We start from the raw sequence: 13,247 nt of genomic DNA on the forward strand, positions 1-13,247 counted from the left end.
ATGAGCCGCGATGAAGAGGTGTTTGATCTGACCATTATCGGTGGGGGGCCGGCGGGCTTATTTACTGCTTTTTATGCAGGGATGAGGCAGATGTCTGTAAAAATCATTGAAAGTTTACCACAGCTTGGAGGGCAGCTTGCAGCGTTGTATCCGGAAAAATACATTTATGATGTTGCGGGATTTCCAAAAGTGAGTGCACAGGATTTGGTTGAGAATCTATGTCAGCAAATGTATCAGTTCGATCCTGTTGTGTGCCTGGAACAATCTGTTGAACAGGTGGAAAAGCAGGCCGATGGGACATTTAAGAGTACCACTAGCAGTGAGATCCATCAATCCAAAACCATTATTATTACGGCAGGAAACGGCGCATTCCAGCCCAGAAAATTGCAGCTGCAAGAAGCTGAAAGGTATGAAGGGGCAAATGTACATTATTTTATAAAAGATATTAAACAATTTGCAGGGAAAAGGGTCCTTGTGTTCGGGGGAGGCGACTCTGCAGTGGACTGGTCTTTAATGCTGGAGCCTATTGCCGAGAGTGTGACTATAGTGCATAGGAGGGATAAATTCAGGGCTCATGAGCACAGCGTGGAACAGTTGCGACGGTCACAGGTCAAGATACTGACTCCATATGTACCGGCAGCATTGGTTGGAGAAAACAGGGTGGAGCAGGTGGTTCTTCAAAAAATGGAGAGCAGTGTCAAGGAAGTGGTCGAGGTTGACGAGGTGATTGTTAATTATGGTTTTGTTACTTCTCTTGGACCTATAAAAAATTGGGGCTTAACTCTTGAAAAAAATTCAATTGCAGTTAATCACAATCTTGAAACAAATATTAAAGGCATTTTCGCTGTTGGTGATATCTGTACATACGATGGAAAGGTGAAACTGATCGCAACAGGTTTCGGTGAAGCTCCCGTTGCGGTAAGCAATGCGAAAATACACATTGATCCGAAAGCCAGGCTTCAGCCGCTGCACAGTACCTCCATTATGGGGGGAAATCGAGAAAAAAAGGGCGGGTTGAAAGAAGAAAAAAAGATGATCCATACTTAAAGGCTCAGGCTCTCACGGTGGAATTAATGATCTCAGGGTTTATATAGAGATGAACTATGGATCAATAGATGAAGAAGTTTGATTTTAAATTGGGAAACTTATGATGGTGAATATTCACTGAAACTTAGAAAACCTCAATGATCCAGGGAGGTTTTTTCTGTGAAATTCCACCTGGTCTGAACTCCCGTTTTTTGCATATCGTTAGTTTTTTGTTCGTGTATGTATTTTTATTGAGTTAAGAATAATGTTCAATTGTAGAAAATGTACCTTGCAAACCCGTCAACATAAACATGCCGGTCTCGTGTCTGGCCCATCCCGGAAACCGCAGTATTTAACCTGGAAAACCAGCTGCCAAAATCAGCGGCTGGTCCCCCATTATTCAAATAGATATTCCAGCCCTGCTCACCGTTGGATAAAGCTATCCGGCATGACTACTGCTGTCACATCTCCTTTTGCGCATAGGGTATCTCCTGCAAACACCTCAATGGTGGTTCTCCATTTTTTGGGATGTATTTCTTCAACGGTTCCAACCGCTTGTAAAATGGATTGAAGCGGTGTCGGTTTCACGAAATCAACTTGTAAGGAGGCGGTAACAAATCTTGGCGGAATATGGCCGCTTCCGGGTTCATAGCCATTTTTTCTATGGAGGGCAAGGGCTGCAGATCCTGTACCGTGACAATCAATCATGGAAGCCAGGAACCCTCCGTACGCAAAGCCGGGAACAGCCATATACTCATCTTTCGGTTCGTACAAGGTGAGGGTTTTATCTCCAAACCAACCTGTCCGGAAGTGATGGCCTTTTTCGTTTAATCGGCCGCAACCGAAGCAATGTGCAAATTCGGCAGGGTAATCATCTTGAATGGCGTGAATAACCTTATTCAAATCATATTCTCCTTTCATTTGTTATAAGCAGTTTAGTTTACAGAAATAGTGACATTCGATAAGCTCTTCTTAAGAATACCGAAGGAGTGGTGGCCATGAATCTGAATGAATGGTATGAGAAAGGATTAACTCCCGAGCAGTATATGGATTCGCTCGACTATCACAAAGACAACTTCTTACATATTTACGAAAACTTCCAACTGCCGGCGGATGATGAATTTTTTAATCAATTGAAAGAGAAAAACTTGCGTGTTGTTGCCTTAGCGGAAGTTTGGTGCGGTCACTGTATGCTGAATGTACCCGTTTTGTTAAAATTAGCTGAAAAAACAGATATGGGTGTCCGGATTTTGCCGCGGGATCAGCATCTGGAGCTCATGGATCAATATTTAACCAATGGCAAACGTGTCATTCCAATTTTTATCTTTATAGATGAAAATGGTGAGCAGGCGGCCAAATGGGGACCGATTACAGAATCAACAAAGGCCTTTGTCAATGAACTGAAAAAAGACGTGCCTCCCAAAGAGGATCCTGGTTACGATGAGAAATTTAAAGTCATGATCAAAAAGGTTGCAGAAGCATTCCGTGAAAATCCGGACTTCTGGAGCAATTCTTATGAAGACATGAAGAAAACATTAAGCGATGCGAAATAAAATAAAATTTGCCGGGCAGGATTGTTACGTTCCTGCCCTGTTTGTATGCTCAACTTTCAGTCCTTTAGCCACATTTCTTGTAATATCCAAAAATCGCGTAACAATCGATGGCTGGTAATGGTTTTGCAGTGTTACCAAACTTAGCTTCGTTTCGAGTCTGGGCTCAGCGAGGGGAATCATACGCGGGAGCCCCGGCCAATCAAATTGTATAAAATTGTATGGAATCACACTGATTCCTACTCCTTTCATGACCATGAAAAGCATAGGAAATACTTCCGTTCCCCAATATACAACATTTGGGGTAAAACCGCTGTCCTGACATGCTTTTATTATTTCTTCGGCAATCCCTGACCCATGGGAAGAGATGGGTAAAATAAAGTCTTCCCCGCGCAGGTCATAAATGTTGATGGATGGGCTTTCCGCCAGTGGATGGCCCGGGGGCAGTGCGATCAATAGCGGCTCGGTCATTAATGTGGATGTTTGAAGGTCGTCCGCTTCAAAAATCGTACGGACAATCCCGATATCTATTCTATGATTCCTTAACTCTTCCAATACATAGGCGGAGTTGCCTTCTTTTACCTTCATGACAATATTCGGTGATTCCTCCCGGAGCTTTTTGACAGCTTCCGGTATGAAAAACAAGTTGGCTGAAGTAATGCAGCCCACCGATACGGATCCACGACTGCCATTTTTGTGCTCCACCAGTTCTTTTACCATGTTGTCAGCTGATGCGACCAATTCTTTGCCTCGCTGATATAAAAACTCTCCGTCCCTTGTCAAAGTTAGCCGTCTTCCTGAACGGTCAAATAAGGAAACCCCCAGCTCTTTTTCCAGCTTGCCCATCATAATGCTTAATGGCGGCTGTGTCATACTCAAAGCCTCAGCCGCTTTAGAAACGCTTCCCTCTTCTACAATTTTTATAAAACATCGCAAACGATGAAGATCCATTTTTCCACCCTCAGTTGTTAAAATATTTATAATATATATGTGTTTCATATTAATTATATATTTGTAATAATAAAAAAATCAACTATACTAAAGCTTACATCATTAAATGAAAGGGTTTTCAAGAGTTTTATAACCTAATAGGGGGGGATCATCTTGAGAAAATTATCATCCTTACTTGCCGCTTGTGCGCTAATTCTTGTACTGGGGGCATGCAGCACTGACACCTCAAATTCTTCTTCCGATTCATCCGGCGGAGAGGACGGGGAACAAGAACTGGCAAAAGAATTAAAGCTGTTCTCTTTTGGTGATTACTGGCCGGAAGAAGTATTGAAGGGGTTTGAAGAGGAGTACGGTGTAAAAGTCATTTATGATCCGTATGGTTCCAACGCTGAAATGCTGACAAAAATTCAAAGCGGTGCGGTCGATTACGATATCGTTGTTCCTACCGACTATATCGCTGGACGCATGATAGAAAAAGAGATGCTTCAGGAATTGAATATGGACAATATCCCTAACTTTGAAAATATTAATCCGCTGTTCCATGAAAGAGACTATGATCCTGGCAATAAATATACTGTTCCTTATCTATATGGATATATCGGAATGGTTTATGACCAAACAAAAGTAAAAGATCCGGAGGGCTGGGAAGATCTCTGGAATCCTGAATACGCCGGCCATGTCCTGCTTTCAAACGTGGGCCGGGAAGCGTTGACCGTTGCACTCCAAAAGAACGGCTACAGCCAAAATGATGCAAGTGATGAAGCTCTGGAAGCTGCTAAAAAAGACTTGAAAGCTTTGCATCCAAATGTATACGCCTATGAAAGCACAGCTTCCGATATTCTTTCCGGAAACGATGTCTGGATTGGAGCGGCTTATTCAGGAACAGTTGGAATGGCCATGAAAAATAATGAAAACCTTATGTTCAAGATACCCAAAGAAGGCGGCACCATTTGGATGGACAACCTGGCTATTCCCAAGGTAAGCAAAAACAAGTATACGGCTGAGGTATTCATCAACTATGTTCTTGATGCTGAAGTCAGTAAAAAAATCACAGATGAAATTCCATACAGCAATCCGAACAGCGCAGCAGTAGAGCTGATGGGCGATGAAGAAAAGAACAACCCTGCAGCTTACCCGCCTGAAGAAGATGTAAAGCGTGCTGACTGGTACGTAGATATGGGTAAAGACTTGACAAAAATGGACCAGGCCTGGAGAGAAGTCATCGGACAATAACGAAGGAGGAAAGACAGCATGGAGCTGAACGTGGCAGCGGTACAGTATTACATCAGGGATATTAAAAGCGAAGCGGATTTTGTATCGCAGGTGGAGCAGGTGATAAACCGGGCAATGAAGGATCAGCCCCAATTTATTGTTTTTCCCGAATTTTTCACAACTCAGCTGGCTTGTCTGATCTCCTTTCGTTCTGAATATGAAATGATTAGAGATCTTCATCAATATACAGATCTTGTTCTGGATTTGTTCAGGCGGCTAAGCGTCACCCATGAGGTTCATATTGTCGGAGGTTCACATGTGGTACAAACGGAAGATGGCCGGTTCGTTAACCGGTCCTGTCTCTTTTATCCCGATGGTACATTTGTGTTCCAGGATAAAATTCATTTAACCCAGTTTGAGAAAAACATGTTTGAACTGGATGCCGGAAGCAAGCTGAATGTTTTTGAGACAGAGTGGACCAAGGTTGCTTTGCTTACTTGCTATGATATTGAATTTCCCGAACTGTCACGAAAAGCAGCAGCGGAGGGAGCCGAAGTTATTTTTTGTCCGTCATGGACAGAAACGATGCATGGGGCTTATCGTGTGGACCACTGCGCGAAAGCTCGTGCCATCGAAAACCAATTGTTTGTCGTCAAGACAGCCACCTTAAGTGACTTGCCGAAACTGGAAGGCTTTTCAACGAATGCCGGATTTGCGGGAATCTATTCCCCTTGCGATCCGTTTTTTCCAGAGGACGGCGTGTTAGCCAAAGGCATAAACAATAAAGAAATGATTGTGACTGGAACATTGGATATAAGTTCGTTGAGAAGATCTCGCAGGCATAGTCCTGCCCCCCTGCTGAGAGATATCCGCAACGATTTGTATGCAGTTGAATTTTCGGATGCAGGTACATGATCTTCGAGAGCCCCTGACCAGCACATCTATAGACTTGTGTAAAGCCTCTCGTCTCAGTGAGAGGCTTTACCTGTAACCAACAAATGGGGAGGAACTGGCCTTGAGACCGAAAACAAAAAAAATACTGGGCGCCTGGTCCGTTTTGGTTTATATGTTTTTCTATATACCAATTATTATCTTAATTGTGTATTCTTTCAACGATTCAAAGATCAGTACAACCTGGAACGGTTTTACTTTCAGCTGGTATGAAAAATTGGCATCAAACGAAGCGCTCATAGCCTCGATTGTCAACAGTTTGATCGTAGCGGGCGTATCCACGGTTATTTCCTTAATCATTGGGACTTGCGCTGCGCTGGCATTGAACCGATACCAATTTCCCGGAAAAAAATATATTGATCTATTGTTCTACGTTCCAATCGTCATTCCTCCGATTATTATCGGGGTTTCCATGCTGGTGCTGTATGCATGGCTTAATATTTCTTTGGGACTGTCGACGGTGATTCCGGGACATGTGGTGTTAAGTACATCTTTTGTAACTTTGCTTGTCCTTGCCCGGCTGCATGGGTTTGACAGCTCTCTGGAGGAAGCGGCCAGAGACCTGGGGGCAAATGGATGGCAGACATTCTGGAAAGTGACATTTCCATTGATTTTTCCAAGTATTATTGCCGGTGGATTGCTAAGTTTTACTATCTCTATCGATGAATTTGTCATCGCATTCTTTACGACTGGTCCGGGATCCAATACATTGCCGGTGATGATCTATTCTATCGTCCGAACCGGTATAACGCCTGAAATCAACGCTTTATCCACTATCATGATTATTGTTACGGTCGGGATTGTATTTCTGGGTGAAAAGTGGAGAGGATCTCTCGGAGATTAGCCGTAAAGGAGGGAACAGAAGTGAATCAAAACAAGAGAGTGGCTTATTTGCTGTTGGCACCGAGCTTATTACTGTTTTTATGTTTTTTAATCGCACCTATTGTGATGATTATCATTTTAAGTTTTACAACGAACGACGGATATGGAGGAATTGAGTATACTTTTACACTAGAAGCCTACAAGCAGGCATTCCAATCACTGTATGCCAGCATCTTTTTCCGGTCGATCATTTGGGCATTGATCGTGACAATTGTTTCTTTACTTGTCGGATATCCATTTGCCTATTTTATTTCACACGCAAAAAAGTGGAAAAATGTTTTGCTTTTCTTCGTCATTATTCCGTTTTGGACAAACTTGCTTGTCAGAACGTATGCCTGGATCATTTTATTAAAAAACGATGGTGTGATTAATTCCTTTTTGATGGCTATTGGTCTGATTGAAGGGCCGATCACAATGTTGTATACACCCTTTGCTATTTTAATTGGCTTAATTTATGGTTTCCTTCCGTTTATGGTTTTGCCTCTTTATACATCTATTGAAAAACTGGACAAAACGTATTTGGAGGCATCCGAAGATTTGGGAGCAAACCGGGTGCAAACGTTTTTTAACGTAACGGTACCTTTAACGCTTCCTGGAATTGTAGCAGGATGTTTTATCACATTTATTCCGGCACTGGGAATATTCGTTGTTCCCGATTTATTGGGTGGAAGCAAATCAATTATGATTGGAAATATTATCCGAGATGATTTTCAGGTAAATATGAACTGGCAGCTTGGGGCATCTGTGTCCATATTAATGACACTTGTTGTTCTGATTATGGTCGCTTTCTTTATCAAGCTGTCAGGAGACAAGGAAGCTCTATAAACATAAAAACCCGGAAGCTCCGGGTTTTTTATTGTGGTGCGCCCGGAAAGGGCGCAGTCTATAGGAGGCAAGTTCCGAGCCCGTGAAGGCAGAAGTAACGTTTAGCCCTGAAGAAAGCGGGCGGCAAACCTCCGGTCCGAGGAACACGAACTTCATACAAGGCTAGATATGACCGGGTGAGTTTGCCACACAAAACGAAGCCCCTTCTGCCGAAGGTCATATTAAGTAAATGAAGCGGACAGATGGAGGGAAAGACTGCGTTCTTACGTGGGGAGGTCTGGCCGGTACGCCAAGTACCCTTGGTAACCTGTCCAGTGATGGACAGCTGAACAGTCAGAAGTCAGCAGACGCCATAGTACCACCCGGCTTAAGACAAGTGGGAAGAGCTGAACAATTAAGAGAGAACAGAACCTTGGCTTCCAGTCATCTGTGTTAACCACAGATAACCGAAAGGCATGCTAGGAGGAGGAAATGGTGAATCCCATGGGGAACTCCAAGATGGTGGAGCAGAGACTGGCATCAATATCCAATTTGGTGGTGCGGCTACTTCGCCTTGGCGGACACGCCAAGCGTGTTCAGGAACTTCGATTCGCGGATCAGAAGAAGGCTTCGTATGTGTGTATGGAAGAATTGGAAGAAACCGAAGACAAAGGTGAGAAACTCATTGGACTCGGTGTTCCACCGGTGAAAGCATATGAATGGGGCTACTCACGCAAAAGTTACTGGAGGATATCCAAAAGCCCCACACTACACAGAGCCCTTGGAAATTCCTATGGGAGTTCACAAGGGCTCAAAAGTCTATTTTAAGTTTGAAGCAATGGTTCCTCAGTATTTTTTCTTTCTTCAGTGGAGAGCCTCCCGCTTCTTATATACAAAATCCGGTCTCCCAGCTTTTTGGCTTCTTCACGATGATGGGTTACAAGAATGATCGGAATCCGCCAGGATTTATGGATTCGAAGCAGCTCCTCATGGCTTTTGGATCTTGTATCATCATCCAAGGCAGAAAATGGTTCATCCAACAATAGAGCGTCCGGTTCGGTCGCGAGCGCCCTGACAATGGCCACCCGCTGTTTTTCCCCGCCTGAAATTTCAGATGGGTATTTGTCGGCCAGATGTTCAATTTTCAGTTCCTTCATGAAGTTTTTTGCAAATGCTTCTTGTTTCATACCGTAGGCAATGTTCTTCCAGACGGTCATGTGTGGAAACAGAGCATAGTCTTGAAATAAGTAGCCAATTTTCCTTTTTTGAATAGGTATCAAGGATTTTCCGTCAAAGAAAGTTTTGTCATTTAATCGGATCTTTCCGGCATCAGGATGGGTAAGGCCTGCAATGCAGTTGAGGATCGTTGTTTTCCCTGAACCGGAAGGGCCGAAAAGAACAATAATTTCGTTCTTTGCGGAAAAATGGACACTCAGATCAAAGTGAGACAGTTTTTTTTGAATATCGACAGTTAGCATGGCTGACCTCCATTTATGATTGCGAGTGTTTCATCATGCTCCTTTTACTCCACCAGTTCAGCCATACAATGGCACTGAAGCCGAGGGCTACAATGATGACCACCCAAAATGCAGCCACCTCCATATTGCCTGATTCAACAGCAAAGTAGATGGCCAGTGGAATGGTATCTGTCACGTTTGGGATGTAGCCGGCAATCATCAGGGTCGCGCCGAATTCTCCCAGTGCGCGTGCAAAGGAAAGGACCGTTCCTGCAAGGAGGCCGGGCCAAGCCAGCGGAAAGGAAATGGTCCAAAAAACTTTCCACTTAGAGGCCCCCATGGTATAGGCTGCATTTTCTACATTCGGATTATATTGCTGAAAAGCGGCAGAAGCGCTTTGGTACATGAGCGGAAATGAAACGACGATGGCTGCAAGTACCACTCCATACCAGGTAAAAACAATCTGGAAATCAAACAGGTCCAGCAGAAGTTTTCCGATCATGCCGTTCTTTCCAAAGAGAAAGAGCAGGCCAAACCCGACTACGGTCGGTGGAAGGACGAGCGGGAGCATAATGATGGCTTCCACTACACTTTTTCCAAAAAATGTATTTCTTCCGATGATCCTCGCAAGTGCAACTCCCGTAATAAACACGAAAATGGTTGCAATCGCCGCTGTTTTAAATGAGAGAATTAATGGTGAATAGTTCATCGTCTCCATTATGATCACTTCTTAAATCCGTATTTCTCAAAAATGTCTTGCGCTTCTTTGCTGTTTAAAAACTGCAGGAACTCCTGTGCCTCTTCTTCATGTTTCGTTCCGGATGTAACGGCACCGGGATAAATGATGGGGTCGTGAAAAGAACGATCCGCCTCTGTCAGGATACGAATGGAATCGGATGTCATTGCATCGCTTTTATAAACAAACCCGAGTTCGGCATTCCCCGTTTCCACATAGGTTAATACCTGCCGTACATCCTTGGCCCTAACAAACTTGTCATCCTGGTCTTCCAGTTCATCCCACTTATTTACATATTGCAGTACTTGTTTTGTATATTGTCCGGCAGGAACGCTATCCGGATTTCCAATGGCTATTTGGCTGATGTCACGGGGATCGATTTGGCCGACGGATTCATATGTAAGGCTCGTATCTGGACCAGCAACCAAAACAATTGTGTTTCCTGTAATACTTACTTTTGTATCAGATATGATGGCGTTTTCTTTTTCCAGCATATTCATCCAATCCTGATTGGCAGAAATAAAGATATCTGCTGGGGCTCCCTGTTGGATCTGTTGGGCCAATGTTCCTGACCCTCCAAAATTAAACGTTATATCCACTGGATGGTCCGCTTCATATAAATCTTTAATCTCCTCCAATGCTTCTGTGAGACTGGCTGCCGCGGAAATGGTCAGCGGCGTTTTTTCTACCTTTTTACCTGAGCCTGCGGTGCTGTTGCTGCAACCTCCAAAAAATAACAGTGCTCCCGTCAGTATAAACATAATTAATTTCTTCATTTTTTCCCCCATAAGACCTGTTGCTTTATGCCAGGTTTTCTAGCTTTCTCTAATTATATCTCATTATAGTTTGCCTTTTTGTCTAAGTAAATCATAAGATGTCATAATGGATCACAGCGAGTTGCCGTGATCTTATAAGCAACCCTCAATGTAAAGAGACTCCAAACGGAGGTTAGAATAAAAACAGCTGCTGACAATGGATTCCAATTGAACGGTTCACATCATAGAGGGGAAATACATCCCGTCCATATTAAGCTTGCAGCTGGAACGGAATAATTATAAGGCTGAAACTCTGTCTGACATTCCAAACAGTAGGAATCAGGAATATCCGCAGTTTTCTGAAAGAAATGATCCCGCTCTCACATATGAAGCACGGAAGAAACCAGCCGATATGTATTCAACATGGAGACAGCCTTCCTTGACGCAGAAAAAATCACGAAGACTTTTTGGGAAAAACGATCGCAGCTTTTTCCCTGTTTACACAAATCGCTCCCGGAAATCTTCTTGTTTTCCCTCGTCTGCTAAGCTGTCGGGGTTTTTATTCATGGGTAAAAAGGAACCATTTTTTCTCTCCCTTATTGTTCATCCCTCTCATAAAAAAGCAGTACATGACATAATTCGACCGTATCCTGAAAAAACTTTTTCGTGATTAAATTTCAAAAATGAAATAACAAATTTCACTCATGAAATTTTTCTGGCCTGAAAAGAAGGGGAATAGCGATGTTCGCTGCTTTTTGATGGTTGGCATGATACTTGCAAAATACTGTTGCCAGACAGTGAAAATGAGAGGTGAAAGGTGAATGACCCGTTACGAATATGGCGGAGACGAGTTTATTTTTGTCGAATTGGCAGAAGAAATGAGCTTGGAAGTCAACTTTCAGGCAATGGCAATTACAAAGCAATTAAAAGAGGAAAACATACCAGGGATCTTGGATATTTGTCCATCCAATGCCTCCTATATGGTTCGTTTTGAACCTGAGAAAATTCATCCGGACAAGCTGATTTCAAAATTGAAAGAGCTTGAGGAAACCATTACTATTGAGGATTTCGAACTATCTTCCAGAATGGTCGATGTTCCGGTTCTGTTTGAAGATCCATGGACTCACGAAACAGTCATGCGCTTTAGGGACCGCCACCAAGATCCGGATTCCACAGACCTGGAATACTGTGCACGTATAAATGGATACGATTCCAAAGAAGCTTTTATCGAGGCCATCACGGGATCCCCATACCTGGTCAGCATGATCGGTTTTGTTCCGGGCTTGCCTTGGTGTTATCAAATGGTGCCCAGAGAGCAGCAGATTGAAGCTCCAAAGTATGCACGTCCCCGAACATTTACACCTGAACGCGCTTTCGGGCTTGGAGGGGCTTTTACAGTGATCTATCCAGTAGACGGTGCCGGGGGATATCAGCTGTTTGGAATTGCTGCAGCACCTATTTTTGAAAGGGACAGCAAGCTGTATGACTTCAAGGATTCCATGACGTTCCCGAGACAGGGAGATATCTTCAGATACCGCAGTGTAACAAGGGAAGAGTATGACAAGATCCGGAAGGAAGTGGAAGATGGCACGTTCCGCTACTTGACTAAGGAAATCACATTTACACCGAAACAAGTTCTGGACAATCCGAAAGCGTTTTCCGAAGAAGTGTTAAGGAGGTTGTACGGATGATTAAAGTGAAAAGTCCCGGTTTGCAAACAACAGTTCAAGATACTGGACGTATTGGACATTATGAGGTCGGCATGCCTCCTTCCGGTGCAATGGATCAATATTCATATAAAGTGGGCAACCTTCTTGTCGGAAACCATGAAGGAGCTGCGTCGCTCGAAATTACATATATGGGGCCTGTCCTTGAGTTTGAAGAGGATGCTGTCATTGCCCTGACAGGAGGGGAGATCCCTCCAAAAGTGAATGGAGATCCGGTCCCCATGTGGGAGACCTTGGAAGTAAAAGCCGGTGATACCCTTTCATTTGATTTCGTAAAAACGGGAGCACGAGTGTACCTTGCAGTACGGGGCGGAATCGATGTTCCGGTCATTATGGAATCAAGAGCAACCTATACGTTATGCGGTATAGGAGGGTTGGAAGGCCGTGCCCTTCAGGAAAATGATGAACTGAAAATAGGCAATGATCATCACGGGCGAGTAAAGATCGGTACACGGGTTCCGGATGGATTAATCCCGACTTTTTCCAAACAGCATGACATTCGTGTCATTATGGGTTTATGCAGCTACCGGCTGACTGACAAAGGGAAAAACACATTTTTATCCACGGAATGGACTGTTACTCCGGAGGCAAACCGTGTGGGTTACCGCTTTAAAGGAGAACAGTTGGAATTTGTCGATAGAGAGCAGCCATTTGGTGCAGGAAGCGATCCTTCGAACGTTGTTGACTTGGGTTATCCGATTGGTTCCATCCAAGTCCCCGGAGGCGTCGAACCGATTGCCCTGTTGAATGATGCAGTAACCGGGGGAGGATATGCGACCATAGCCACGATCATCAGTCCCGATCTAAACAAGATGGCTCAAGTGAAGACGAATGAAAAGGTACGTTTTGTCTCCGTTAACATTGATGAAGCATTGGAAGCCAGAAAAGCTGAAAAAGAACGAGTGGAACAAATCAGAAAACAAATTCAATCTCAACAGGAGGGTTAATTCATGGCAGAAAACAAAAAAATTGTATCGCCGATTCCAGGAGTGTTTTACCGCAGGCCATCCCCCGATAAAGACGTATATGTGAATGAAGGTGATGCCGTAAAAGCAGGGGATATTATTGGCTTGGTTGAAGTAATGAAAAATTATTATGAAATTAAAGCAGAAGAAGACGGTGTGATCGACAGTTTTACAGCCGAAAATGAACAGGTTGTAGAAGCCGGACAAGAAATAGCAACTTTGAAATAAACA

The 13,247-nt window shown here is 43.7% G+C and carries 15 protein-coding genes and 1 pseudogene; 11 read left to right on the forward strand and 5 right to left on the reverse strand.

All coding sequences use genetic code 11. The features are described from left to right. Positions 1-1,047, forward strand: coding sequence for an NAD(P)/FAD-dependent oxidoreductase (locus ACFSCZ_RS01050; RefSeq protein WP_380771669.1), 1,047 nt, complete (start codon positions 1-3; stop codon positions 1,045-1,047). 402 nt (positions 1,048-1,449) lie between these two features. Here ACFSCZ_RS01050 and ACFSCZ_RS01055 read toward each other — a convergent pair whose 3' ends face one another. After that, entirely contained in the window at positions 1,450-1,929 is a 480-nt protein-coding gene (locus tag ACFSCZ_RS01055) for a PaaI family thioesterase (protein WP_380771672.1), read from the reverse strand. A gap of 95 nt (positions 1,930-2,024) precedes the next feature. Between ACFSCZ_RS01055 and ACFSCZ_RS01060 the strand changes: the two genes are divergently transcribed. After that, on the forward strand, positions 2,025-2,579 hold the full coding sequence (locus tag ACFSCZ_RS01060) for a thioredoxin family protein (protein WP_380771674.1): 555 nt from the start codon (positions 2,025-2,027) through the stop codon (positions 2,577-2,579). 24 nt (positions 2,580-2,603) lie between these two features. On the opposite strand, the gene ACFSCZ_RS01065 is transcribed toward ACFSCZ_RS01060, so the two are convergent. After that, complete coding sequence (locus tag ACFSCZ_RS01065; protein WP_380771676.1) at positions 2,604-3,527, reverse strand: LysR family transcriptional regulator; 924 nt, start codon at positions 3,525-3,527, stop codon at positions 2,604-2,606. Positions 3,528-3,680: 153 nt separating this feature from the next. Between ACFSCZ_RS01065 and ACFSCZ_RS01070 the strand changes: the two genes are divergently transcribed. From ACFSCZ_RS01070 to ACFSCZ_RS01095, 6 genes and pseudogenes are all read left to right on the forward strand, one after another. Beyond that, positions 3,681-4,760, forward strand: coding sequence for an ABC transporter substrate-binding protein (locus ACFSCZ_RS01070; protein WP_380771678.1), 1,080 nt, complete (start codon positions 3,681-3,683; stop codon positions 4,758-4,760). 18 nt (positions 4,761-4,778) lie between these two features. Then, positions 4,779-5,654 carry a carbon-nitrogen hydrolase family protein gene (locus ACFSCZ_RS01075; protein WP_380771680.1) on the forward strand — a complete coding sequence of 292 codons (876 nt, stop codon included), beginning with the start codon at positions 4,779-4,781 and terminating at the stop codon, positions 5,652-5,654. 100 nt (positions 5,655-5,754) lie between these two features. Then, positions 5,755-6,534, forward strand: coding sequence for an ABC transporter permease (locus tag ACFSCZ_RS01080; RefSeq protein ID WP_380771682.1), 780 nt, complete (start codon positions 5,755-5,757; stop codon positions 6,532-6,534). 20 nt (positions 6,535-6,554) lie between these two features. Beyond that, positions 6,555-7,397 carry an ABC transporter permease gene (locus tag ACFSCZ_RS01085; protein ID WP_380771684.1) on the forward strand — a complete coding sequence of 281 codons (843 nt, stop codon included), beginning with the start codon at positions 6,555-6,557 and terminating at the stop codon, positions 7,395-7,397. Between the two features lie 229 nt (positions 7,398-7,626). Then, a complete protein-coding gene (locus ACFSCZ_RS01090) occupies positions 7,627-7,833 on the forward strand; it encodes a hypothetical protein (RefSeq protein WP_380771685.1) in 207 nt (68 codons plus the stop codon). Between the two features lie 81 nt (positions 7,834-7,914). After that, positions 7,915-8,204, forward strand: a pseudogene (locus ACFSCZ_RS01095) (group II intron maturase-specific domain-containing protein); the annotation flags it as partial. Here the strand turns inward: ACFSCZ_RS01095 and ACFSCZ_RS01100 are convergent. The 3 genes from ACFSCZ_RS01100 to modA are packed head-to-tail and all read right to left on the reverse strand — an operon-like array spanning position 8,201 to position 10,345. Continuing rightward, positions 8,201-8,854 (reverse strand): ATP-binding cassette domain-containing protein, encoded by a 654-nt coding sequence (locus ACFSCZ_RS01100; protein WP_380771686.1) that lies wholly within the window; start codon positions 8,852-8,854, stop codon positions 8,201-8,203. The pseudogene ACFSCZ_RS01095 and the gene ACFSCZ_RS01100 sit on opposite strands and share 4 nt — an antisense overlap. Before the next feature lie 13 nt (positions 8,855-8,867). After that, entirely contained in the window at positions 8,868-9,542 is a 675-nt protein-coding gene (gene modB / locus ACFSCZ_RS01105; protein WP_380771758.1) for a molybdate ABC transporter permease subunit, read from the reverse strand. Between the two features lie 14 nt (positions 9,543-9,556). Next, positions 9,557-10,345: a molybdate ABC transporter substrate-binding protein gene (gene modA / locus ACFSCZ_RS01110; RefSeq protein ID WP_380771688.1), complete on the reverse strand. Its 789-nt coding sequence runs from the start codon at positions 10,343-10,345 to the stop codon at positions 9,557-9,559. Positions 10,346-11,145: 800 nt separating this feature from the next. On the opposite strand from modA, the gene ACFSCZ_RS01115 reads away from it, so the two are divergent. From ACFSCZ_RS01115 to ACFSCZ_RS01125, 3 genes are read left to right on the forward strand one after another with little or no spacing between them, the layout of a single operon-like run. Continuing rightward, entirely contained in the window at positions 11,146-12,015 is an 870-nt protein-coding gene (locus ACFSCZ_RS01115; RefSeq protein WP_380771690.1) for a 5-oxoprolinase subunit B family protein, read from the forward strand. Beyond that, positions 12,012-12,998, forward strand: coding sequence for a 5-oxoprolinase subunit C family protein (locus ACFSCZ_RS01120; RefSeq protein WP_380771692.1), 987 nt, complete (start codon positions 12,012-12,014; stop codon positions 12,996-12,998). The genes ACFSCZ_RS01115 and ACFSCZ_RS01120 overlap by 4 nt, the downstream gene beginning before the upstream one ends. Positions 12,999-13,001: 3 nt before the next feature. Continuing rightward, entirely contained in the window at positions 13,002-13,244 is a 243-nt protein-coding gene (locus tag ACFSCZ_RS01125; RefSeq protein WP_380771694.1) for an acetyl-CoA carboxylase, read from the forward strand. Positions 13,245-13,247: the final 3 nt, after the last annotated feature.

Origin of the sequence: Siminovitchia sediminis, from assembly GCF_042680885.1 — a bacterium.
GTDB classification, from domain to species: Bacteria; Bacillota; Bacilli; order Bacillales; family Bacillaceae_C; genus Siminovitchia; species Siminovitchia sediminis.

Coding starts and splice junctions, on each gene's coding strand:
- ACFSCZ_RS01050 (WP_380771669.1), top strand. CDS start 1: ATGAGCCGCGATGAAGAGGTGTTTGATCTGACCATTATCGGTGGGGGG.
- ACFSCZ_RS01060 (WP_380771674.1), top strand. CDS start 2,025: ATGAATCTGAATGAATGGTATGAGAAAGGATTAACTCCCGAGCAGTAT.
- ACFSCZ_RS01065 (WP_380771676.1), bottom strand. CDS start 3,527: ATGGATCTTCATCGTTTGCGATGTTTTATAAAAATTGTAGAAGAGGGA.
- ACFSCZ_RS01075 (WP_380771680.1), top strand. CDS start 4,779: ATGGAGCTGAACGTGGCAGCGGTACAGTATTACATCAGGGATATTAAA.
- ACFSCZ_RS01090 (WP_380771685.1), top strand. CDS start 7,627: ATGAAGCGGACAGATGGAGGGAAAGACTGCGTTCTTACGTGGGGAGGT.
- ACFSCZ_RS01100 (WP_380771686.1), bottom strand. CDS start 8,854: ATGCTAACTGTCGATATTCAAAAAAAACTGTCTCACTTTGATCTGAGT.
- modB (WP_380771758.1), bottom strand. CDS start 9,542: ATGAACTATTCACCATTAATTCTCTCATTTAAAACAGCGGCGATTGCA.
- modA (WP_380771688.1), bottom strand. CDS start 10,345: ATGAAGAAATTAATTATGTTTATACTGACGGGAGCACTGTTATTTTTT.
- ACFSCZ_RS01115 (WP_380771690.1), top strand. CDS start 11,146: ATGACCCGTTACGAATATGGCGGAGACGAGTTTATTTTTGTCGAATTG.
- ACFSCZ_RS01120 (WP_380771692.1), top strand. CDS start 12,012: ATGATTAAAGTGAAAAGTCCCGGTTTGCAAACAACAGTTCAAGATACT.
- ACFSCZ_RS01125 (WP_380771694.1), top strand. CDS start 13,002: ATGGCAGAAAACAAAAAAATTGTATCGCCGATTCCAGGAGTGTTTTAC.